The organism is Paenibacillus sp. FSL R10-2771 (assembly GCF_038000205.1).
Taxonomy (GTDB): domain Bacteria; phylum Bacillota; class Bacilli; order Paenibacillales; family Paenibacillaceae; genus Paenibacillus_AQ; species Paenibacillus_AQ phytohabitans.
This window is the reverse complement of sequence record NZ_JBBOBM010000001.1, coordinates 3,613,081-3,636,358: the sequence shown is the minus strand read 5'-3', so window position 1 is coordinate 3,636,358 and position 23,278 is coordinate 3,613,081. Positions and strand designations below refer to the sequence as shown.

At 46.0% G+C, this 23,278-nt stretch carries 22 protein-coding genes; 13 read left to right on the top strand and 9 right to left on the bottom strand.

Going from position 1 to position 23,278, the window contains the following annotated elements:
* Positions 1–171 precede the first annotated feature (171 nt).
* The 3 genes from NSU14_RS15610 to NSU14_RS15600 all read left to right on the top strand — a co-directional run bounded on the left by NSU14_RS15610 (position 172) and on the right by NSU14_RS15600 (position 1,848).
* Positions 172–939 carry a DUF2087 domain-containing protein gene (locus tag NSU14_RS15610; protein ID WP_340948951.1) on the top strand — a complete coding sequence of 256 codons (768 nt, stop codon included), beginning with the start codon at positions 172–174 and terminating at the stop codon, positions 937–939.
* Positions 940–995: 56 nt separating this feature from the next.
* A complete protein-coding gene (locus NSU14_RS15605) occupies positions 996–1,385 on the top strand; it encodes a GIY-YIG nuclease family protein (RefSeq protein ID WP_042136930.1) in 390 nt (129 codons plus the stop codon).
* Between the two features lie 64 nt (positions 1,386–1,449).
* The gene (locus NSU14_RS15600; RefSeq protein WP_340946070.1) at positions 1,450–1,848 is read left to right on the top strand and encodes a DnaJ family domain-containing protein; all 399 of its coding nucleotides are present in this window, start codon (positions 1,450–1,452) and stop codon (positions 1,846–1,848) included.
* Between the two features lie 67 nt (positions 1,849–1,915).
* On the opposite strand, the gene NSU14_RS15595 is transcribed toward NSU14_RS15600, so the two are convergent.
* Positions 1,916–2,956 (bottom strand): hypothetical protein, encoded by a 1,041-nt coding sequence (locus NSU14_RS15595; protein ID WP_340946067.1) that lies wholly within the window; start codon positions 2,954–2,956, stop codon positions 1,916–1,918.
* A gap of 118 nt (positions 2,957–3,074) precedes the next feature.
* Here NSU14_RS15595 and hrpB point away from each other — a divergent pair, with 118 nt between their 5' ends.
* Both hrpB and NSU14_RS15585 read left to right on the top strand, forming a co-directional pair.
* Positions 3,075–5,567 carry an ATP-dependent helicase HrpB gene (hrpB, locus tag NSU14_RS15590; RefSeq protein ID WP_042136933.1) on the top strand — a complete coding sequence of 831 codons (2,493 nt, stop codon included), beginning with the start codon at positions 3,075–3,077 and terminating at the stop codon, positions 5,565–5,567.
* Between the two features lie 111 nt (positions 5,568–5,678).
* Positions 5,679–6,335: a general stress protein gene (locus NSU14_RS15585; RefSeq protein WP_052421856.1), complete on the top strand. Its 657-nt coding sequence runs from the start codon at positions 5,679–5,681 to the stop codon at positions 6,333–6,335.
* A gap of 126 nt (positions 6,336–6,461) precedes the next feature.
* Here the strand turns inward: NSU14_RS15585 and NSU14_RS15580 are convergent, their stop codons facing one another.
* A complete protein-coding gene (locus NSU14_RS15580) occupies positions 6,462–7,031 on the bottom strand; it encodes a GNAT family N-acetyltransferase (RefSeq protein WP_340946063.1) in 570 nt (189 codons plus the stop codon).
* A gap of 1,548 nt (positions 7,032–8,579) precedes the next feature.
* Between NSU14_RS15580 and NSU14_RS15575 the strand changes: the two genes are divergently transcribed.
* Positions 8,580–8,939: a helix-turn-helix transcriptional regulator gene (locus NSU14_RS15575; RefSeq protein WP_039292873.1), complete on the top strand. Its 360-nt coding sequence runs from the start codon at positions 8,580–8,582 to the stop codon at positions 8,937–8,939.
* A gap of 34 nt (positions 8,940–8,973) precedes the next feature.
* On the opposite strand, the gene NSU14_RS15570 is transcribed toward NSU14_RS15575, so the two are convergent.
* The gene (locus NSU14_RS15570) at positions 8,974–9,513 is read right to left on the bottom strand and encodes a TraR/DksA C4-type zinc finger protein (RefSeq protein ID WP_445670029.1); all 540 of its coding nucleotides are present in this window, start codon (positions 9,511–9,513) and stop codon (positions 8,974–8,976) included.
* A 214-nt stretch (positions 9,514–9,727) separates the two neighbouring features.
* Between NSU14_RS15570 and NSU14_RS15565 the strand changes: the two genes are divergently transcribed.
* Entirely contained in the window at positions 9,728–10,111 is a 384-nt protein-coding gene (locus NSU14_RS15565) for a DivIVA domain-containing protein (protein WP_042136936.1), read from the top strand.
* A gap of 100 nt (positions 10,112–10,211) precedes the next feature.
* The gene (locus NSU14_RS15560) at positions 10,212–12,953 is read left to right on the top strand and encodes a CHASE3 domain-containing protein (RefSeq protein ID WP_340946059.1); all 2,742 of its coding nucleotides are present in this window, start codon (positions 10,212–10,214) and stop codon (positions 12,951–12,953) included.
* 77 nt (positions 12,954–13,030) lie between these two features.
* Here the strand turns inward: NSU14_RS15560 and NSU14_RS36000 are convergent, their stop codons facing one another.
* The 5 genes from NSU14_RS36000 to NSU14_RS15540 are packed head-to-tail and all read right to left on the bottom strand — an operon-like array spanning position 13,031 to position 18,003.
* Positions 13,031–13,447 carry a disulfide bond formation protein B gene (locus tag NSU14_RS36000; RefSeq protein ID WP_445670027.1) on the bottom strand — a complete coding sequence of 139 codons (417 nt, stop codon included), beginning with the start codon at positions 13,445–13,447 and terminating at the stop codon, positions 13,031–13,033.
* A gap of 38 nt (positions 13,448–13,485) precedes the next feature.
* Positions 13,486–14,163 carry a DsbA family protein gene (locus NSU14_RS15555; protein WP_052421858.1) on the bottom strand — a complete coding sequence of 226 codons (678 nt, stop codon included), beginning with the start codon at positions 14,161–14,163 and terminating at the stop codon, positions 13,486–13,488.
* Positions 14,164–14,178: 15 nt separating this feature from the next.
* Positions 14,179–15,471 carry a glycosyltransferase gene (locus NSU14_RS15550; protein ID WP_042136939.1) on the bottom strand — a complete coding sequence of 431 codons (1,293 nt, stop codon included), beginning with the start codon at positions 15,469–15,471 and terminating at the stop codon, positions 14,179–14,181.
* Between the two features lie 19 nt (positions 15,472–15,490).
* Positions 15,491–15,901 carry a thioredoxin family protein gene (locus tag NSU14_RS15545; RefSeq protein WP_083705577.1) on the bottom strand — a complete coding sequence of 137 codons (411 nt, stop codon included), beginning with the start codon at positions 15,899–15,901 and terminating at the stop codon, positions 15,491–15,493.
* The gene (locus NSU14_RS15540; RefSeq protein ID WP_340946055.1) at positions 15,898–18,003 is read right to left on the bottom strand and encodes a peptidase domain-containing ABC transporter; all 2,106 of its coding nucleotides are present in this window, start codon (positions 18,001–18,003) and stop codon (positions 15,898–15,900) included. The genes NSU14_RS15545 and NSU14_RS15540 overlap by 4 nt, the downstream gene beginning before the upstream one ends.
* A 669-nt stretch (positions 18,004–18,672) precedes the next feature.
* On the opposite strand from NSU14_RS15540, the gene NSU14_RS15535 reads away from it, so the two are divergent.
* The 4 genes from NSU14_RS15535 (at position 18,673) to NSU14_RS15520 (ending at position 22,008) form a co-directional block, all read left to right on the top strand.
* Positions 18,673–19,539 (top strand): PRD domain-containing protein, encoded by an 867-nt coding sequence (locus NSU14_RS15535; protein ID WP_076244917.1) that lies wholly within the window; start codon positions 18,673–18,675, stop codon positions 19,537–19,539.
* A gap of 21 nt (positions 19,540–19,560) precedes the next feature.
* Positions 19,561–20,070 (top strand): PTS sugar transporter subunit IIA, encoded by a 510-nt coding sequence (locus NSU14_RS15530; RefSeq protein ID WP_042136942.1) that lies wholly within the window; start codon positions 19,561–19,563, stop codon positions 20,068–20,070.
* Positions 20,071–20,112: 42 nt separating this feature from the next.
* The gene (locus NSU14_RS15525; protein WP_336100589.1) at positions 20,113–21,567 is read left to right on the top strand and encodes a PTS transporter subunit EIIC; all 1,455 of its coding nucleotides are present in this window, start codon (positions 20,113–20,115) and stop codon (positions 21,565–21,567) included.
* Positions 21,568–21,693: 126 nt separating this feature from the next.
* The gene (locus NSU14_RS15520) at positions 21,694–22,008 is read left to right on the top strand and encodes a hypothetical protein (RefSeq protein ID WP_076244921.1); all 315 of its coding nucleotides are present in this window, start codon (positions 21,694–21,696) and stop codon (positions 22,006–22,008) included.
* 161 nt (positions 22,009–22,169) lie between these two features.
* On the opposite strand, the gene NSU14_RS15515 is transcribed toward NSU14_RS15520, so the two are convergent.
* Complete coding sequence (locus NSU14_RS15515; protein WP_039292850.1) at positions 22,170–22,382, bottom strand: hypothetical protein; 213 nt, start codon at positions 22,380–22,382, stop codon at positions 22,170–22,172.
* A gap of 357 nt (positions 22,383–22,739) precedes the next feature.
* On the opposite strand from NSU14_RS15515, the gene NSU14_RS15510 reads away from it, so the two are divergent.
* Entirely contained in the window at positions 22,740–23,255 is a 516-nt protein-coding gene (locus tag NSU14_RS15510) for a sigma-70 family RNA polymerase sigma factor (RefSeq protein WP_042136946.1), read from the top strand.
* The last annotated feature ends 23 nt before the right edge of the window (positions 23,256–23,278 follow it).

Below are 23,278 nucleotides of genomic sequence, written 5' to 3'. Positions count from 1 at the left end.
AATCAAATAACCACAGCCGGGATACAGAGACACTGCCATAATTGGCGGTGTTTTTATTTTCAAACAAACAATCTAATTAGATAGTTGTAAAATAACAAACGTAATGATATTATGTCTATATAAAAATAAACAAAGAATGTGGTGATCCAGTTGTCGGAAGGAAATGAAGCGATCCGAATTTCGGAGAAATTCTGGAATGCCTCCATTGCAGAATTGAAGCAGGGCTACACGTGTGAAGGTGACGGACACCTGGCTGTGTTCCATTGTCTGGTCTGCGGTGAGCAGTTCGAGAAGGGTATTATTTATAAGGATGGGGACAAATTCTATGAAGCTGAGAGGTTCGCAGCCCTGCATGTAGAGAGCACGCATGGGGGGATGTTCACTTGGCTGCTTACGCTGGATAAGAAGCTGACCGGATTAACGGAGCTGCAGAAAGGTCTGCTGCAGGCCTTCCGTCAAAGTCTCAGTGACGCTGAGGCTGCCAAAGAGCTGGGAATCGGCAGCACGTCCACCGTCCGCAATCACCGGTTCACCCTTAGGGAGAAGGTGAAGCAGGCCAGGCTATTCCTGGCTGTAATGGAGCTGGCCGAAGAGAAGCCGGGGGCTTCATCCCCTTTTGTCAGTATTCCGCGTACGGCTGTGATGGTTGATGAACGGTTTGCCATTACTGAACAGGAGAATACCGAGATCTTGGGTGCTTATTTCAAACAGGGCCTGGATGGCCCCTTGTCAGAGTTCCCGAAGAAACAGAAACGTAAAGCGGCAATTCTGCGGCATTTGATCCAGCGTTTTGAGACGGGCCGCCAATATAGCGAGAAAGAAATTAACGCCGTGCTGGAATCGGCTTATCCCGATTATGTGACGCTGCGGCGCTACCTGATCGATTACGGACTGCTGGACCGCGAAGATGATGGAAGCAGCTACTGGGTGAAATTATAGCAGAAGCTTATGGAAGAATAGATAGGCTAACGCAGATGAGAAGGAGAGACAAGAGAATGGATAAATCAAGACGCAAAGAGCTGGGATATAATTATGCGCACACGCACAGGCCGATGGGGGTATACAGAATTGTAAATACCGGCAACGACAAAGCGTATGTAGGAAGCAGCCTGAATCTTGACGGGGTCTGGAACAAGCATAAGTTCATGCTGGATATCAACAACCATGACAACAAGGAGCTGCAGGCCGATTGGAATAAATATGGTGAGGCCGGATTCTGTTTTGAGGTATTGGAGCAGATTAAGCCTGAAGAAGATTTCGTGGCAGATGTACAGGAATTGAAGAAATACCGCAAAATGCTGCCGGAGCTGGAGACCAAATGGCTGGAGCAGCTGTCTCCTTACGGGGAGCGGGGTTATCATAAGGAGAAGGTGAACCGGGAATGAATTTCATCAGCGCCTGTGCTAAAATAAGGGCAAACAGCAGGTGCTGGCGAATGGAGCGGGGTGTATGGCTATATTATCTTGGCTTGCAGAACAGAGAATTCAGGAGGCCATGCGCAGCGGAGAGTTTGCCAATCTGCCGGGGCATGGCAAGCCGCTGGAACTGGAGGATCTCTCGGGAGTGCCTGAGGATCTGCGGATGTCCTACAAGATCATGAAGAATGCAGGGCTGCTCCCGGAGGAAGTCTCTCTGCGTGCGGAGTGTGTACCCCTGGAAGAATTGCTGGCCGCCTGTCACCGCAGCGGGAACAGCGATAGCGGCGAACGCAAGGAGCTGGAATCCAAGCTGTCCCTCAAGCGCCTGCGTCTGCAGGTCCTGCTGCAGGAACGCGGACTGGACGGCAGTGCGGCTTATATGGATTACGGCGATAAGATCCGGCAGCGCCTTGAAGGAATGGACGAGTAAGGAATATGTAGGAGCAGCCTCCAGTTCGAAGAACTGGGGGCTGTTTTCTATACTACATTGAAGAGTTTTACGGCAGAGGAGTATAGATATAGAAACCGCGCTCTTCGTGAATGATGCCTTGCTCAGCAAGTGCCAGGACTGCCTCGACCAACTGATTCGTATTAAGAGTAGAAGCTTGGGCTAAGGCAGAATGGAGTTCTGCGGAGTCTGACGGAAGGTGGAGCTTGTCTATCAGTATGCGGTCAAGGACAACTCCTTCTGCCAGATTGGCATAACTGGAGAGGAATGCCCGGCTCACGCTGGCAGACCCGCCCTTCAGCTCAAACTCAGTATATAGATTCCCAACTATAAAAGGCGCGGATTCGAGATTGACCAGTCTCTTAACAATCCATGATGAGGAAGGATCTGTTCCGTTCTCTTGCAGGCTGTAAGCAGTAGGTGTACCTATATCTATCAGATCAGACTGGCTGAGCGGATTCGGCAGAGAAGAATTGCTCTTCAAACGGAGGATATCTTCATCCAGCAATCGTAGATTCTGCGTCAGTCCGTATTTTGCCAGCTTGACTTGCAGCGTGTACGCGTCAATCTGTGTGGCCGCCACAGCGGGCTGCTCATCTGCCAATGACCACAGCAGGGTGAAGCCTCTCCCGGGTTCATAACTATACAGCCATTGCTCCAAAGTACTGCCGATACTGTTAGTGGGCCAAACGATGCTTGCGAGAAGGAATGACTGCGTGCCTGTATCCGCGGTAGAAGCGTAGAGTCTCTCAAGCTTCAATTCCGTATGAGGGGGCAGTTCAGTATCCGCGGAGCTATAATTAGAAGGAACCTGTGTCTCCAGGCTGCCGTCTCGCAGAAGAAAACCATGATGAAAGACGAATTGCAGCTGCTGCTTAACTTTGTCCCCTGAAGAGACGGACATTGCATAAGGCTGGGCTTCCGGCGAAAAGACGGGCGTAGGCTCCGGGACGGGATGCACGGCAGGAATAAAGGTCTGGCTGCTGGCGTAAGCGGGGGAGTTGGCGGTATCTTTGGGCGTACACCCGCTTAGTGCATTTAACGCCAAAACTGACATAGAAATGAGTCTGATCACTTTTATAATCTTCATATGGCTGAACTCCTTGATATCCGGGCCGGTTTCGCCCATGATAATGAAATGGATATAGCTGATTAAAGTATGTTAATTCCAATTATACCTAATTTGTAGCGGATGATGGAGAGATGAAATGAAGCAGCTTCCAATTATGCAGGTGCTCCCTGACCTGAAAAGAATACTTACAGATACTACTGCAGCAATACTGATCGCCGAGCCGGGAGCGGGTAAGACCACAGGGACCCCTCCGGCTTTTTTGGACGAGCCTTGGCTGGCCGGCAAAACCATTCTCATGCTGGAGCCCAGACGTCTGGCAGCCCGTTCGGCGGCGGCTTATATGGCTTCCTGTCTCGGGGAAAGTGTCGGTCAGACGGTCGGATACCGGATGCGGATGGATACCAAGGTGGGCAGGAATACGCGTATTGTTGTGGTTACAGAAGGTGTATTAACGAGAATGCTGCAAAGCGATCCTTCGCTAGGTGATGTCGGACTCGTGATTTTCGATGAATTTCATGAGCGGAGCCTGCATGCTGATCTGGGGCTGGCGCTGACGCTCGAAGCGCAGAGTGTATTGAGGGAGGATCTGCGCATTCTGGTGATGTCGGCGACACTGGATGGTGAGCGGGTATCGGCTCTGCTTGGCGGGGCGCCGGTAGTCAACTGTCCGGGACGGACGTATCCGGTTGAAACGGTGTATGTACCGGGCCCCGACAAGATCTATCCCGAGCTAGCGGCGGCCGCAGCCGTGCGCCGGGCACTTACCGAGCAGCCGGGGGATGTACTGGTCTTCCTGCCGGGCGAACGGGAGATCCGCCGGACGGAGCAGGAGCTGGCCTCCGGAGGTCTTCCGGAGGGAACTGTGCTGCGTCCACTCTACGGCCAGCTGCCGCAGCAGATGCAGGAAGCAGCAGTCGCAGCGGCTGTACCGGGAGAACGCAAGGTCGTTCTGGCGACATCCATCGCCGAGACCAGTCTGACGATTGAAGGTGTGCGCACGGTGATTGACACGGGTCTTAGACGGACCCAGGTGTTCTCTCCGCGCACCGGCATGCCGCGCCTGACCACGGTGCCGGTCTCGAAGGCCTCGGCGGATCAGCGGCGCGGCCGGGCCGGCCGCACGGCGCCGGGCGTGTGCTACCGGCTGTGGAGCCGGGAGGAGCATGACCGCCTTCCGGACGATAACGTACCGGAGATTATGGAGACCGACCTGGCGCAGCTTGCCCTGGAGCTGGCGCTGTGGGGCGTGCCGGAGCCCGGAGCGCTCGCCTGGCTCGATGCGCCGCCTGCCGCGCCTTACGCGCAGGCCACGGCGCTGCTGCGCCAGCTCGGCGCGCTGGACGCCGGCGGCGCCATTACGCCGCACGGCCGCAGCATGGCCGCGCTCGGCGCGCACCCGCGCATCGCGCACATGCTGCTGCGCGCGGCAGACCTTGCAGCGGCGCCGCTCGCGGCACTGCTCGCGGCGCTGCTGCAGGAGCGGGACCTTTTCAAGGGTCCCGCGGCACTAAGCAGCGACCTCACGCTGCGCGTGGAGGCGCTGCTCGGGTCCGGGCGCTCCGCTGCCGGCGGCGGAGCGGACCCGGCGGCCCTTCGCGCGGTGCAGCGCGAGAGCCGGAACTTCCTGGCGCAGCTGCAGGCAGCGCCGGGCGGACCGCCTGACAACATCAGCCTCAGCGGGCTGCTGTTGTCGTTCGCCTATCCCGACCGCATCGGGCAGAAACGCGGCGATGGCGCGTTTCTCCTCTCCGGTGGCCGGGGGGCGGCGATGCGCGAGGGCCAGCCGCTGGCGCGCTCGCCCTATATTGTGGCGCCCGGCGTGGATGACCGTGCCGGGCAGAGCCGGATCATGCTTGCCGCAGAGCTCTCCGAGCAGGATCTGCTGAAGCATCATGCGGACAGCCTTCTTGAAGAGCGCGAAGTCTACTGGGACAACGAGAGCGGAAGCGTGAAGGCGCGCAGAGTAACCCGGCTGGGCGCGCTCATCCTGAAGGAGACGACGCATGAACGCGCAACCGCAGAAGAGACGGAACACGTACTGCTGAAAGTGATTGCTGCAGAAGGGCTGGAACGGCTGCCGTGGGACAAGGGAACCCTCCAGCTGCGCCAGCGGATGGGCTTCCTTCATACCTTGCGGGCGGACTTTCCGGATATGTCCGATGCTGCGCTGTGCGATACCCTGGACGAGTGGCTGGCCCCGTATATCCACGGAATGCGCAATTTGCGCGATCTGCAGCGTGTGAATCTGACGCAGGCTTTGGAGAGTATGCTGGACTGGAACAGCAGGCAGACGCTGAATAGAGAAGCGCCCACACATATTACCGTGCCTAGCGGTTCGCGTATTCCACTGGATTACAGCAATCCGGGATCTCCGGTATTGGCCGTCAGACTGCAGGAAATGTTCGGGCAGACCGATACGCCGAGGATTGGCGGAGGGAAGATTCCGGTGCTGCTGCATCTGTTGTCTCCGGCCAGAAGGCCGATGCAGGTGACCTCAGACCTGGCCAGCTTCTGGCAGGGCACTTATTTTGAGGTCAAAAAAGATTTGAAAGGCCGCTATCCCAAGCACTACTGGCCGGATGATCCGCTGCAGGCTATTCCAACCAACCGCACCCGTCCGTCAAAATAAACATTCTTGCATATTAACGCAAATTAACCCGCAAAGAATTGGAATCGCTGTTTGGCACACCTGTGAATGGGTAATACAATAGCGAACGACAATTTCGAAGGAGGGCTTCAAGTGACAGATAAAATCGTAGGTGTATTCGACACAGAACAAGAAGCGACCAGAGCAATTGAAAGTTTGCAGAGCCAAGGGTTCACTAACGACGATATTTCAGTAATTACACGGGATCGTGATGATTTAAAAAGCATTTCCGAGGATACAGGAACGATGGCGCCGGAAGGTGTAGCAACAGGAGCGGCAACCGGGGGCGTAGTCGGCGGAATCACCGGATTACTCGCAGGAATCGGCGCACTCGCTATCCCGGGGATAGGACCGATCCTCGCAGCAGGTCCCATTGTAGCCACTTTAACAGGTGCTGCAATCGGCGCAGGTGCAGGCGGACTCGTGGGCGGATTAATCGGACTCGGCATTCCGGAGGATGAAGCGCGTGATTACGAAGGATACGTGGACAGCGGCAAAATCCTCGTCCTCGTTGATGACAACGGCCGGGGCAGGGATATCCATAATGTTTTCCGGGGCAACCGTTCCCTCAACGCAAGCCGCTATGACAGCCTCTATGCCGACGATACCGTAAACAGCACACTTACAGACCGTGGACCTACGAATCCCGATATTATTCCTGAGGATACAAGGGTCGGCAACACGCTGGGCAACAGAGGCGCGATGAACGCCGACAGCGATCCGGATCTCTATAACCGCGATAAATTCTAAATGAGCAAATTGGCTCAACATGATTATAAATAATAACAAGGACTGCCTTACAGGAGCATTTGGCCTGGGGCAGTCTTTGCTTTGGGGAGGGATATAAAGCAGGTATCGTCTAAGAGTCCGTAGGTTCTATGAATTTCCCGGCTTATCTGAAGTGATTTTTGTACCGTCTGCTACGGTGCTGTTAAGCGTTTTGGTCATTATATAATCAGTCTGTTCCTCATCACCCATATAGAAACAATGCGTACCGGTCTGGACAAACCCCATTTTTGTATAAAAAGCAATCGCACCCCCGTTTCGTTCCCACACGCCCAGCCAAATTTTATCGATATTCCGCTCAACCGCAATTGCTATGGCTTTATCAATCAGATATTTTCCAAGTCCCTGATTGTGAAAAGGCCTCCTGATATAGATCCGCTCGATTTCAAGCGAATGGTTACCCATATTTTCAGATTGGGCCTCATTCGTGTTTACCTTCAAATACCCGGCAAGCTCGCCTTTGGAGTAGATGAAATAGAATTCAGAAGCGCTATTAGATAACTCAGTATTTAATTGCTCCAGGTTAAAGGCTTTCTCTAAATAGGCTTGCATAACTTCCGCTGAATTTTGATGCTCAAATGTATCCCTGAAGGTCTCAACACTAATGTCTTGAAGCAAGCCCAAATCGCCGGCCGAGCACTTTGTTATAGTTATACTCATTTATGATTCCTCCTTATCTCAAACATTCTTCCGTTATTACAACTACCCTGTATAGGCTGAACTTCAGAGACTAACGACACTAACTAAAATCCTGCACGAAATACATCATTCCCGGCAGAATATAGAGTATATTCGAAAATTGTTGTAGAAAAAGCAGCATTTCCCTGTGTTTGAGCGGCTATGCGTGGTCGATTCTTGTATTTCATACAACAATCTTTACGAATCACCTTGGATCAAAACATACAAGTTGCAATTTGTACAACATTTAGGACTGTTCGCTCGTGTAATCTTGCCGTGTCTGCTGCAGCCCGCAATATTATTTTGACAGGGTGGTAAAAAAATAGTACATGATTTATGTTGCATTTACAACAATAAATCTGTGAAGTGAAGTGAAATTTCAATACATGAAAAATTCACATTAGAAACTCCAGCATTAAAAAGAAGCAAAGTACCAAACAAAGAACACAAACAGACAAGGGAAGCAGACGAGAAAAACATACAAAGAAAAACATACAAAGAAAAACAGATGGAGAAAAACAGACGAGAAAGACACACAAACAAAAACAGACCAAGAACACACACAAACTAAACCCGGCTAATTAAAATAAAAAAGAAGGACGAAATCAGATGGATAAAATAACTCAATGTAGACCAGCAGTAGACCAGTAGTGGATTGACAGAAGAACAACAGAACACCAGCAGAACACCAGCAGAAGACCAACAGAAGATCAATAAAAGAACAACAGAACACCAGCAGAAGACCAACAGAAGACCAAAGAAAAAAACCAAAAAACTTGTTGATATAATATCACTATGTGAAAAATTCATAATAGTTTGATTAGATTGAAAATCTCACCATCTATATTTACTTTAAATAACTTCTCAATAAATAGATCCCTATAAATAAACTCCCAAATTAAAAATTCATAATGAATAAGTCCAGTCAGTACAGGTATCCAGATGCAAGAAACATGAAATACCCGACCTCTTAGGGTGATCAAGATGGAACTGACCAATTCTATATTTCGTCACCCTTAACTTTGCGGGCTCTTCATGACTAATCAACTGTAATGCGGACTGAGATTCCGCTAAGCGGTTAATTCTGGCTAAATACAGGGGCATGCGGACTGAGTGATTCCGTTAAACATTCTGAAATGCCCCGATTTTTACTCAAATGAACAAGATAACGGAATGTCAGTCCGCTTGAGCAAGCAAGGCCACTTTGCTAACTTAATCGCTATAATTCTGCAAATTCATCATATGAAAAATTCACAATAGAAATACTAAAAATGCCACCACATACCTATCCACACACACTCCTTAGACCAAACTAGCCACGTACCTATCAAACTTTTCGAACCGGAAAAAGGAACCTTTAATTCAAACCCTTCCGATATCCTGAATTTTTACTTGGGCATTACTTGTTGTGAATGATGGGAAATAGGGTTTATACTAGGGATACAAGTAAGTCATAACAAACTGTAAACAACCCTATCAAACAATTCATATCAAAGAATCCATATCAAAAAAACACCCAGGAGGTGTCCTATGGCGTTTATGATTGCCCAGCGGGCGTTTATAAAGGTATATCTGATTACTATGGTGGAACAGCACAAAGGATACGGTTATCAGATGCTGGAGGATCTGCGGAGAGATTTCAAAGCGTATGGGTATTCTCCTCCCCAAAGTGAAATTTACCGTGCGCTGCATGAATTAGTGCAGCAGGGGATACTTTACCGCACGAAGCAGCTAAAGGGCAGTGATCCCAAAGTTGATTTCCAGGAAATTGTTCTATACCATTTCACTGCCGACGGGGAGGAGAAGGCCAAGCTGTACAAAAAACAGGTAAAGACTGATCTGGACCGCTGTCTGGGGATACTGAATAAGGCGGTAGCAGACAACTTCTGAAGCTGATCTATTGGATCGCTATTCCGCCCGTAACTCAGGAATCCTCTTCTTCGGTATCCTGGCCCGGAGTGGTGACAGGTGAGCTTGCACTGCCGTAATCCTCGACAGCTTCCCAGGCTCCGGCATCATCGAATCTCCCGCTATGCTCCTGCCGTCCCTGGCCCGCGCCGGAAGGCGGCGGAGTCATGACTTCTTCTTCCACGGGACGCACGTCCGAATTCCGGCTGGACGGGGCATATTCAACGGCGTAACGGGTGTAGGGGATGGCTTCAAGACGTTCATAAGGAATTTCTTGTTTGCTGATTTCGCAGATTCCATAAGTACCGTCTTCGATCCGCTGAAGGGCAGCTTCGATATCGGTTAATTCTTCAGAAAGTGAAGTGTTGATGGACAGGTCACGGCTGCGTTCAAACGTTTCGGTTCCTGTATCGGCAGGGTGGTTATCGACTGAAGAGAGTTCTCCCGTAGAGAGTGTGAGTGAATCACCCAGCAGGCTGTCTTCAGCCCCGTTGCTGGAGAAATGCTGTTCCAGTTCTGTTTTGCGCTCCTCAAGTAGCTGCCGGAGCTTAGTCAACTCTGATTTTGATAAGTGGCTCATCGGGTCATCTTCCTTTCGGGTGTGTGTAGTAGTTATACTGTTGTAATCTTTCCTTACCCTATTGTCCCGGAGTGCAATCAGCAGGCTCCGTTCTGCTGAAATGCAACTTTAGTGATGTTTTCAGGTTGCTTTCACCCTGTTATAATAATTACTGCCGGATGAATGCAGCATAACTTTGGAGGTTACTTAAATGGACGAACATATGAAACGCCGGTTGGACAAGCAAAGAAAGCTGTTCAGCCAGCTCGGAATTACCCTGGATGCACTTACTATTCATGAGAAGGAATTCAGCATGAAGCTTCGCGGTTACGATGCCGAGGAAGTGGATACGTTTCTGGATAGTGTAATTAAGGATTATGAGCGGTTCTATGCTACCATTGCCGATCTGATGGATAAGTGGCAGGAGCAGCAGATTGAAATGAAGGAGTTGAAGGCCGAGACCAAGGCAGCAACAGCACCTGCTCCGGTTATCAAAGGGATCGATCCGCTGGATTTGGAAGAAATTATTATTAAACTGGAAGCCAATGTACGGCAGCTCAAGGACAGATTGCCGCGCACAGAAGGATATTTGTAGGGCTGCACACCTGGAAACCGGTCTGCTTGTTAACCTTTGCTCCAGCCTTTACAATTATAGGGAATGCAGTATATTATAACGCAAGATGGGGGTTGGACCATTGCCGGAGAAGCATGCGTGGAGCTTGAAGATCCGTGGCAAAATCGCACTTGGATATGTCATCATTTTATTAATGCTGGGGCTGTTTCTGGTTATCGTCTCCAACAGGATTACCAGCCTGGAGAAAGAAACCGTGTTTCTGAGTGACCATGATATCGAGGTTCATGAACTTACATATCAAATTGAAAAAAATGTACTGGATATGGAGACCGGGCAAAGGGGATACGCCCTTACCGGGGACGAGTCTTACCTGGAGCCATATAACAACGGTCTTGTAGAATGGCGGATTAATTTCGCGAAGCTAAACGGTCTGATTATAGATAATCCGGAGCAAGTGGGGAACCTGAATAACATATCAGATAATATTGAGAAATGGATCGATGAGGCCGGCCAATATGTAGTTGATCTGAAGCGGAATGGCCAGGATGAGACTGTAAGTGCTTTTTTTCGCAATGATGCAGGTAAATTTGTGATCGATGCGATTCGCTCGCAATCCGATTACTTCCGCGATATTGAACGCACGCTTACCAATGAGCGTATTAACAATCTAAAGGACAGCAACCATAAGCTGCTCATTACGATGTACATTCTTTGGGGCCTCGTAGCCCTATTAGCCTCACTCATTACCTATCTGCTCTCAGCCAGCATTGTGAATCCTTTGCACAGTGTGATCCGGGCCATTAACGAAATAGCCGGCGGAGGGAATAAGTCAGAGCGCATCAAAGTGAAGACGTTTGATGAGATCTATGAATTGGGAGAAGCGACCAATGGCCTGCTGGACACTGTGCAGCGGGATCAGTGGAACAGCGAACAGCTTACTTCGATGTCTATTGCACTGCAGGAAACGACGGATATGGCTGCTTTGTGCCGGATCTTTATCAACCGCCTGTCGCTGATGCTGGAAATGCAGTACGCCACTATATTTGTGCTTAACCGGGATGAGCTTTTTGAGCGCAGGTACTCCTATGCGGGAGCCGAGAACAAGGAAGCCCGTTTAAGCGGAGATCTCGTTCAGCCTGGAGCGGGTTTGATCGGTCAGTGCGCATTGGATCAGCGGGTTAACATTATCGAGCATCTGCCGGAGGATTATGTTTATATCTCTTCCGGGCTGGGCAGGACGGCTCCGCGGTTTGCGGTCATCGCTCCGATTGTTTTTGAGAACAAGACGGTGGCGGTGCTGGAGGTTGCTGCGCTTACACGGTGGGCTCCTTATCACTTCGAGCTGCTGGATGAATTGCTCCAAATGATGGGCGTGACCGTCAATTCCGTAATGACACGGATGGAGATTCAGAAGCTGCTGCATGATTCACAGGTTATGAATGAAGAGCTGCAGGTGCAATCCGAAGAGCTGCAGGTACAGTCGGAGGAGCTTCAGGTACAGACTGAGGAGCTGCAGAACCAGACCAGTGAATTGCTGACAGTGAACAAGGAGCTTGAGGATCAGAAGTCTGTGGCAGAGAACGCAGCAATAGAGCTGGAGCGGTACAATGAACAGCTTGAGCTAAGCTCCCGCTATAAATCAGAGTTTCTGGCCAATATGTCACATGAACTGCGCACACCGCTCAATAGCATGCTGATTCTCTCACAGCTGCTTACGGAGAACCGCAATCACACATTGACAGAAGAAGAACAGGGGTATGCCTCAGTAATTTACAATTCCGGCAGTGATCTGCTGAGTATGATTAATGATATTCTTGATCTCTCCAAGGTGGAGGCCGGCAAAATGCTGGTGGAAATGGATGCCGTTAATCTTACTGAGCTGCCGTCCCTGCTGCAGGGTTATTTCGGTAAGCTCGCTGAGGGAAGGAATTTAGAATTTAAGGTGACCATCGGCGCGGAGGTTCCCGATCTGTTCTTCACCGATGAAATGAGGATGCATCAGATCCTGCGTAATCTGCTGTCCAATGCGTTCAAATTCACACAGCATGGCTCAGTCTCTGTGGATGTCCATAAGCTGGATTCCTACTCGGATATGAATTACGCCATGAATGAATCCTTACTGTCCTTTGCTGTAAAAGATACGGGTATCGGCATTTCGGCGGAGAACCGCGAACTGATCTTTGAGGCCTTCCGTCAGGCTGACGGGACGACTGCGCGCAGATTCGGAGGAACCGGATTAGGGCTATCCATCTCGCTACAGTTAGCCAAGCTGCTGGGCGGACATATCAGCCTTGAGAGTGAAGAGGGTGCAGGCAGCACGTTCACGCTCTATCTTCCATGCCGTGAGCTGGACAGCGGGGAAGAGCCTGATAGCCTCACGGGGCAGACCCAGGCTGCAGCAGCGTCTGAACAGGCAGAGTCTGTCCGGCGGGAGACGCAGGTCAACAGCAAGGATTTACTGTTTGAAAAGGAGTTCCAGAAGCTTCAGGGCAGAACTGTGCTGATTGTAGATGATGATGCACGTAATATTTTTGCACTGCAGAAGGGCCTGGAGCCTTATGAAATGAATATCCTCACTGCCCAGACAGGTTACGAGTGTCTGCAGATGGTCAGAGAACAGCCTGACTTGGATATTGTATTGCTTGACATCATGATGCCGAATCTCGATGGCTACGATACCTTGTCGATTATCCGGGAAGAACTATTACTCACAGAGCTTCCGATCATTGCGATTTCAGCCAAGACTATGAAGGAAGACCGTGAACGCTGTCTGACTGCAGGAGCAACAGATTTCATAAGCAAGCCTGTAGTAATGAAAGATGTAGTCAGCCGGATGTGCCGGTGGATCCAGGATGGCGTATAGAAGTTGATTTTGCATACTAAAGAGCCGTGAAGTAAACCATTTATTGGTTTCTTCCCGGCTCTTTTAATTAGAGTTATTTATGTTTGTTTTTCTTCACAAGATAAATAAAGAAATAAGACGATACTAAAGAAAGCAAGAAGTGCAAGAGTGGGAATTGATATAAAACCGAATATATTTAAGTATTCTTCATTGCATGCAGATTTCCCAATTACACATTGAGACGGTATACTGCTCATTTTTTGCTTTACTATATGATAGATTGAGAAGATTACACCAGTCGATGATACAGCTATACAATAGATTCTACACTGCTGAGGTTTGTATTTATACTTAAGTCCGAGTGAAAACATTACTGATATCATTAGTACAATCTGAATCCAGCATAAGATGCCAGGTTTAAAACCCATGACAGCTATAAAGTAAATAGTACTGATTACACTGATTATAGAGACCGTTATGGCTAGAAAATAGCCTTCTGTTTTGATTAGCTTCATCTGCGGTTCCTTTCATACAATGAGTCTGCCAATGAAAGCTATTTAGTCATTTGAGCGATTTTTTCGCTGAGATCATCTGTTTTGACTAAAGTGCCATTGACTATAAATGAAGGGGTTCCATATACTCCATTGGCAGCTGATATTTTAAAATCCTCTTTAACATTTAGAAGATAAGTGTGATTCTCTAAATCTGCTGCAAATTTCTTCTGATCAATTCCGTTAATATTTTCACTGACAATTTTTTTTAGGAGTTTTTCAGTAGCCCACACGTTTTTTTCCTTTCCTTGATAGCTGTACAATTGCACTTTGAACTCCCAAAATTTATTGGAATCTTGTTGGAAAATGGACTCTGCAGCCATTGCGGCTTCAATGGAATCAGGCCCTAGAAAGGGGAAGTTTATGACGAAAAATTGCACCTTACCTGTATCAATAAACTCTTGCTTGAATTTTGGAAAGCTTTCCGCATCCCATTTCTTGCAAGAAGGACATTTATAATCAATGAATTCTATAACCTTTACTGGAGCACTGGGATCACCCATCGAAGGCTGCTTATCGAGTTTGAAATCTCCTGGAGTTAATGTGATTTGTCCTACTGCGTCCATCAAGGACGGGATTTTCTCAAGTTCACTTCTTTGTGAGCTTTTTGCGGCTCCCATAACCGAGAAGAAGACAGCCAGCACAACAACAACAGTAACTAGCAACGTATTTTTTTTCAAATGAAAACACCCCTTTTAATATATCTGCGATAATTTATGTTTCATCCTGTCCAATAGATTCAAAGAGGAAGCGATTTCTTCATGTATAATTGGGATTTCATTTAAACTGTTCTCATTAGACGTGAGAAAATCGGTAATTTTGTTGAAATCAGCCATATGAAAACTATACAGCCCCGCTATATTCTTTAGGTGTTCATTTCTGGAATGAATCAAGCTATTATTAATTCCACCTATCAGTTTCTCTGCTTCATTTCGTATAGTGTTCATTCTGGTAAGTACGAGCATGAGGTTCAAAGCCATTTCCAGATACATAAGATCAACCTGAGGAACGAATGTATTAGATTCCTTAATTAAAGCGATGATCTTTTTTAGATTCATGATATCAGCGCGTTTGCAGTAGAGCTGACCCAGTAATATAAGAGATCTTGAAGTGTATTTATTCACTGTCACTGATACTCTTAGCAGTTCTTGTTCTGCTTCATATTCTTCCGGTGCTTGTTGATATCTGAGAAGCGCTCTAGCGTGATAATAATTCCATTTAAGATTATTTGGTTCTTCATTCAGCATTAATTTAATCATATTCATGTTTCGTTCAGCCTTTCTCTTGTTGAGATAAATATTTTGCTCATAACCGTCATGAAAAATAGTTAGTGAAAGGCCAATATCAAAAACCTTATTGAATCGATGAGATTTAGGTTCTTCATGTACTCTACCAGTGTAGTAAAAATCAAATTTCTTGTTCAAAATTCTTTGCGTATTGGTATATCGGTTGCCATTTAAATCAAGAATGGACGGACTGAGACAATAGCATTGGTCCTCTATCATTTCTGCCAGCTTCAGAGTATCCTTCAGGGTATCTAGACTCTCTGGTTTCATGTACTCATCAGCATCGAGAAAAAAAACCCATGTATACGTCGCTAGATTTAAGGCGTAGTTGCGAATATCCGAAAAATCGTTAGTCCATTCCTTATTATAGATGCGGATCCCTTCAAATTCGGATCTAATTACTTCTAAGGTGTTATCCGTTGAGCCTGTATCAATTACTATAATCTCGTCGGCATGATTGTAAATGCTCTGAATACATCTCTGAATACATCTCTCTTCATTTTTCGTTAGTACACAAAAAGTAAGGAGCGGGGAAGGTTCATTCTTAAACGATAAAGGGAATTCGTGAATGATTTCTGTCTTTTCATTGTTTTGCGGATGGGGATTAATATATGTAATGCACTCAATTATCTGGGCCAAATCGTTATCTATGCAAAGAGGATTTTCCTTACGAATATGTTGAAAGATATCTGCGAGTAGCATACGGTACTCCCTTCTTACACTAATTAAGATTTAAAAAGTTTTTTAGTTCAGTTTCAGATAGAACGCCTTCTTTTTTGGCGATCTCTTTACCTTTTTCGTAGTTTACCATCGTAGGGGTTAGTGAGATATTTTGTTCTTTTAAAAAGGATAGATCTCTATTTTGGTTTTTATCAAGATTTAGAGCATAGACTACATTTGGTTTGTTTTTAAGCACTTCGTTAACAATGGGTTTAAAAGTCTGACACGCTCGGCAGGATGTAGCATAGATATAAATCGAGAAATTTTCAAGATCACTAATTTTCTTTTGATATTCTGAGAGGGTGATATTTGTATACAGGGGTTTTTCAGCTCCAATGGAGTGGAATACATTCAATAACAAAATAATTACTGCTGCTACTGAAACTGTTAAGAGAATAAGCTTTTTGATCACACCGAAACCTCCTCGCGAATCTTAATTAACATGTTTTTATCAAGGTCAAAGATTTTATCTACATAAGGGATATCCTCAGGCTTATGAGTAATATATAATCTTGTAAGCTGGATATTTTGTAGATTATTGTAGATTATACGGCACTTCTCCACATCAACATTGCTCATGATCTCATCACAAATCACTACTTCAGGCTTATTAAGAAGAGCACGTGCTAATGAGAGTCTTTGCTTTTGTCCTAATGAAAAATTGCTCCCGCTCTCTAATACGGCATAGCCAAGTTGCCCAGGCATCCGCTGAATTTCTTCCCAGATACAGGCAGCTTCACAAGCAATTTTAAGCTCTTTCTCCGTAAAATCGGTACCCATACACAAGTTCTCCCGTAAGCTTCCGGTAAAAAAGAAAGGGTTTTGTGATAGATAAATGATTTTCTGACGGACAGAATATATATCAAGGTTATTGATATCCGTATGATTTATCATTAATTTGCCTTCATTTGAATCCAGAATACGAACAATCAATTTGGCCAAAGTAGTTTTACCCGAACCACTCTGTCCAACAATTGCGATACTTTCGTTACGTGATATCACGAGAGATAAATTCTCCAGCACCTTGCTGTTGGTGTACGAGTAGGAAAGCTTATCAAAAATAATGGAATCAATTCTGCAGAGGATTCCGGAAACACTGTTCTCAGGGGTCGGATAATCCAAATATTCGTAATATCGGTTAATGGCAACATAAGCTTTAATGATGTCAGGCTGAGCATTTACCAATCGTTCCACCGAAAGAATGAAGTAGCTGGCAAGTGCCGTAAAGGTCATTAATTGTCCAATGCTGGACTGATCATTAATAATCTGTTTGATGCCGACCCATAAGACAACCAGGCTAAAAAATGATTGGATAGTTCGAGTGAGTGAAATGTTGATATTGGAAAGCAGGTTGAATAGAAAATTCCGCTTAAGAACTCCCTTCAATTTATTAATGAGATTCTGATGGACATAAGGCTGTTTATTAAGGGCATGTATGGATTCCATGCCTTCAAGTACTTGAATCATATGACTGGTCAAATAAGATTGATCTTCTATACTTTTTTTGCTGGATTTATGTAATTGATTGAAGAACAAGCTGTTGATGCACAGATAAATTAGCACCGGCGAGAGCGATATAAAAAACAGCTGTTGATTCTCCTTATACAAGATGAAAGAGGTTATGCAGATAGTCATCAGGTCAATGGCACTCAAAATTAAAGTGTTACTGATTAAATTTCTAACACTAGAAATGTCGTGAAAACGTGCAAGAGTATCTCCGTTTTCTCTGCTAGTAAAAAAATTTAAGGGTAATTTAAGTATTTTTGTAAAAAAATGATTAGCCAAACGATCATCAATTCTTCTACTAAGCATAGAGATGAACATTCCTCTCAGAAATTCAAACAAACCCTTAACGAGAATAATTAGCAAGAAAGCTCCTATGATCTGGTTCAGTAAATCTTCGTTTTTCTCAGGAACAACAAAGTCAAATGCTGCTCGGTAAATATAAGAAAATACGACAGCAGATATAGCAGCAACCAAAGCAAAAAAAGCAGAGAGAAGAATATAAGGCAGGTTATGCTTGCAAATCCGCCATATTTTTTGACCTGCACTATTTTTTTTCTTTTGCATGGGCGAGATTAATGAAGTGCTTAATGAAGGATATGCCAGGATTATTACTCCTGTAAAAGAAGAAATAAATTCATCGAAGCTTACTAGACATATTTTTTCCTTTTGGGGGTCACTAACGATCAATCTATTCTTCTTAAGACCATAAAGAACGATGTAGTGTTCAAGACCGGCAACGAATGTATGTGCAATGCACGGATATACAATTTTTTGCATGGAGACCACATTTAACTGTTTTAATCGGACCAGTTTTGCCTCAAACCCAAGATTTTGCAAAGAATGGATCATACTGCTTGACCTTGTTCCCGTAGTATCAGTTTTTAGTATATCTCTAAGATATTGATAATTAAGATAGTTATCATAAAAATTTAACAGGCTCATAACACATGCTGTGCCGCAATCTGCAGAGTCTTGTTGTTTTGTATGAATATGAATTTTTTTAAGCATCGTATGCATCCCCCTTGAGATAAAGGCCCCTTCCGGGGCCTTTATAACCAATACTTAAGAACAGCCTTGGTAAAAGAGTACGCAAGGGCTTGTACAACCTTGCGGGTATATGAGGCACATCGACCATAAGTAAGCGCATTCTGCAGCGCTAAAGCCAGCCCCATTCAAATCAAATTCATCTGCATTAAGTTCTTCAAAAATGTCCGAAATCGAGGTTTTATTCATCTTCTCTTCTCCTTTAGTAATTTTTTCCATGGAATATTGTCATAATAGTCCAACCTTACATGATACGCAATATTTTTAATTAAAAGTAATAATAAGTCAAAAAAATGATTAGAATGTAAATTAATAACTGTGAAGGAATCGCATGAATCATTAGAAAGTGTTTATAACAAGTATGAATATCGCATTTTGTAGAGTGTATAAATAATGTATATAGGTATAGAATAGATCTTGAAATCATGACTGTCGGGGTAAAACTTGACTTTTCGAAAAACTCATTGACGGAACACAAGGTATGATTTATTATGAGATCATAAATGATCATTTATATGCAAGTGGCGTGTTACCTTAATAGGGCATGAGCCAAGATCTGATCTCATTCGTTTGAGTCAGTCTTGGCTCTTTTTTGTGCGAAAAATCAGGCAATGGGCGGAAAGGAGGGAGAACTTGGCGAGGGAAAATGAACAATTTCAGGTTTTGCGGGTGATTGGAAATAATGTCGTGATGGTCCAAGGAGGCAAGAAAAGCAAGGAATATGTGATTATCGGCAAGGGCATCGGTTTTGCGCTTAAAGACGCAGGTGTGATTGATGCGGATGATCCCCGGATTGAGAAGCTGTTTCGGCTGGAGGACCGGGAGGAATGGAGCCAGTATCAGATTCTGCTGGAAGACATAGATCCCAAGGTCATGAGGATTACGGATGAGATTATTTCGGATATCGCCCGTGAGTTTCCCGGCAAGTTAAACGACAAGATCTATTTGGCGCTCCCCAGCCATATCCAGTTCACCATATTCCGCTTGCGGAGCGGTATGGACATTGTCAATCCGTTCCTTGAGGAAACGCGGATGACCTTTCCCAGGGAATTTGAGATCGCTTACAAGGCAGCGGAGAAGATCAGCGTGGAATTCGAGGTGCGGATTCCTGAAGATGAAGTCGGATTCCTCACCTATCACGTATATTCTGCGGTCAGCAATGTGCCGGTTGGCCAGCTGGTCAAAGCCTCTAACATCGTCAGTGATCTGATGGATATGATCCGCAACGAACGCAATATTATTTTTGAACAGGGCAGTATGAATCATGTCCGGCTGATGGTACACCTGAGATTCTCTATTGAACGGATTCTGCAGGGTTCGCTCATTGATAATCCATTCGTGAAGCATATCAAGAAAGAATACAAGGATGAATACAAGCTGGCTCTCAAAATGGGAAAGATCATGCAGGGCAAGCTCGGCGTAGACGTACCGGAAGAAGAAATATGCTTCCTTGCCATGCATCTGCACCGGTTATTCCAGACCTTAGAGAAAAATAAATAACAGCAGCAAGGAGTGACATTTATGTTTTCCAGATGGAAATCCAAAAAAGAAGAGAAACATGCTGAAGCAAGTATTGAGATACCCGCTCCGGTCAGCGGGCAAGCCGTTCCGTTATCTGAAGTACCGGATGAGACGTTTGCCGGCGGGCATATGGGTAAGGGAATTGCCATAGAACCGACCGAGGGCAGATTAATCGCTCCCTTTGACGGAACAATCGCCCATGTGGTCAAAACCAATCACGCACTTATCCTGGAGCATTCCTCCGGTCTGCAGCTCCTGATGCATATTGGGATCGATACGGTCAGCCTGAAGGGAAACGGCTTCATCAGCAGTATTGCTACCGGAGATGAAGTGAAAGCAGGCCAGACGCTGATTGAGTTCGATCTCGAGGCGATACGGACAGCGGGGTACCGAACCATTACACCAGTCATTGTGACCAGCAGCGAGGAGTACACCCCGGAAGTCAAATGCCATTACGGCGCAGTATTTGCGGGACAGAACAGTATTCTTACAGTGGTTTCAAAGCTATAAAAACATATACGTACTAATATGAAACCGGGAGATGATTTCATTATGTTAGCTTTTTTACAGAAGTTAGGGAAGTCTCTGATGCTACCAGTCGCTACATTGCCGGCGGCAGCGATTCTGCAAGGGCTTGGACTTCTCGATTATGAAAAGGATTTGCATCTGGGTAGCACAATAGGTGGATTCTTGAACCAATACGTTGCTCCATTCTTAAACGCAGGTGCTGGTGCGGTATTCGGCAATCTGGCCTTAATTTTTGCAATTGGTGTCGCCATTGGATTCGCCGGGGATGCCGTAGCTGCTTTATCCGCACTGATTGCTTATATGGTTCTTACCAAAATATTGTTGATCGTTCCGGGAACCTTTGGTTTCATTAGCGATGATGTTGTGTTGGATATGGGTGTGCTTGGCGGTATCTTTGCCGGAGCCTGGGCAGCATTCCTGTACAAGAAATATCATAATATCAAAATGCCGGATTGGCTGGGCTTCTTCGCAGGTAAACGTTTTGTTCCGATAATTACTGCGGCTTCGACTATGGTGCTGGCTGTTTTCATTGGTATGATCTGGAGTCCGGTACAGGATGTCATCAGTGAATTCGGAAATTGGGTAGTAGGCCTTGGTGCAATTGGCGCATTTGTATTCGGAACCGCAAACCGTCTGCTTGTTCCGATTGGCCTTCATCATGTCATTAACACTATTGCATGGTTCCAGCTCGGTGATTATACGAACGCAGCCGGCGAGGTCGTCCATGGAGATGTTTGGCGCTTCCTGGCTGGGGATAAAAGTGCAGGGATGTTCACCACCGGTTTCTTCCCGATTATGATGTTCGCTTTGCCGGGTGCGGCGCTTGCCTTCATCCATACTGCAAAACCGGAAAAGAAAAAAATGGTGGCATCGATTTTCATTGGTTCTGCTATTGCCTCAATACTTACAGGTATCACTGAACCGCTTGAATTCTCGTTCATGTTTGTGGCACCACTTCTGTACCTCGTGCATGCGCTTCTCACCGGTGTGTCTATGGCTGTGATGTACATCCTGGATGTACGGTTGGGCTTCAGCTTCTCCGCAGGTCTAATTGATTATCTGACCAATTTGAAGATTTCAACGAATGCATGGGTTCTGTTCCCTGTAGGGCTGGCATTCTTCTTACTATATTATGTATTGTTCCGCTTTGTCATCGTGAAGTTCAATCTCAAAACACCAGGCCGTGAAGATGATACAGATGATGAAATGATTGACCTAGGCAAAGGTACAACAACCGCATCAGCTTCTTCCCGGGCTGCTAAGATTCTGGAGAATATCGGCGGTCCTGCGAACATCCGCAGCATCGATGCCTGTATTACCCGTCTGCGACTTAACGTTAACGATGACAAGGCGGTTAAGGACTCTGCACTTAAACAGCTTGGCGCTTCCGGTGTAATGAGACTGGGGCAAGGGGCTGTACAGATTGTATTCGGACCGCAGTCCGAGCAGATTAAGGATGATATCAAAAAGCTGATGTAACTCTGCAGCGTAATAGTTATTCCGAAGCGGACATCTTGGATGTCTGCTTTTTTTTATGCAAACTATTGCAATATACATAATACCGAGTATAATACTTGGTATAAAGAAATTAAGGAGTCGGTACACATGTCAATCGATGATTATCTGGATCTTCTAAATTACGCCATAGCAATTAACGATGAACAGTGGCAGGCTGATCTCCTGGATCGCTTGAAGAACTATAAAGAGCTTGCGGAAGCACAGAAACAAGTGGATAGCGTAAGAGAGCTTTGGTCGCGGTTCGATCACATTAACTTCATGCTGCTGCAGTTATTCGATAAGCTGAGAGATCATGAGGATGATGAGGGTAGCGACAGGTGGAAAGAGCAGATTTGGGAGCTGAAGATGGAGCGGATTACCGTAGCCAAACAGATTCAGGATCGGTATATCAAGATCAGATAGGCCAGGCAAGGGATATTCGGAGATATAATAAGGTAGAAGATACAGAAATATAAATAAAAAATAGACATAAAAAATGGCATGCAGTTAGTCTGCTCTGCCATGATATGCGAATATACTGTTAGAGTGAATTTAGCGGATTCACTTCAACAACTTGCGGTCACTTACTTGGACATTTGCATTCCTTCACGCATCATGGTCATACACATGGTCATCATTTCATCGCATTCCTGCATTTTCTTCATCATCATGTCCATATCCATGTCCATCATGCCCATTTCGGTCATTTTTTCCATGCACATCTTCATGTTCTTCATCTTGCACATCATGTCCTCCATACACATGTTCATCATCATTTCCATACACATCTTTTCCATCGTTAGCTCCACCTCTCAATTTATAATAGCTTACACTTTTAAAATTACTATATTTTACCGTTCAGAGCAACCTGTCTATACTAAATTGGTACGTTTTTTCTTTGATTTTTGTCACATTTATGGATATTCTGACCTTGCGGATGGTAATTATCTGAATACTTAACATGGACATGTAGGGTACGGGTAGTGCCTATTTAATTGAATATACATCGAACTTAAGGCCCCACTTTGTGGGGTTATTTTGCGTATCGGCAGCTCTTATGGTAAGAATGGGATGAATATTTGAAACGGGAATGATACAAATATGCTTCAGCCTTCGTCTTACTTATAGCTGCAGCGGATAAGGAGGATTACCTGATGGACATTCCGGAATCAGACAACTTTAAATCGATTTTTTATACACATTATCCAATCGTGCGCCGAAAGCTGTCCGCGCTTGTAAGGGATGAGAGTGCAGCCGATGATTTGGCGCAGGAGGTATTTCTGAGACTGTACAGAAATCCGCCGGATGATCCCGAAGCTCTGGGAGCCTGGCTGCATAGAGTGCTTACACGGATCGGATACGATTACCTGAACAAGCAAGTGCGGGAGCGAAGACTGATTAATAAACAGGAGTTAATGTACGATACAGATGCCTCAGCCCCTACGGGGGAAGAAGTAGTGTTGGGCAAGCTGGACCAGGAAGATGTGCGGAGCTGGCTGGACGGGCTTCCCGAGCGGGACCGGCAGGCTCTGCTGCTTAAGTATTCGGGTTACAGCTATGCAGAGATCGCCGGAGAGCTCGGAGTGAAACCGCCGGTAGTAGGCACGCTGTTAAGCAGGGCTACCGCCAAATTGAAACAGCATGCGGTGAAGTCGCTTCCGCAAGAATAAGATCATCCGGGAGGAATGAAGCA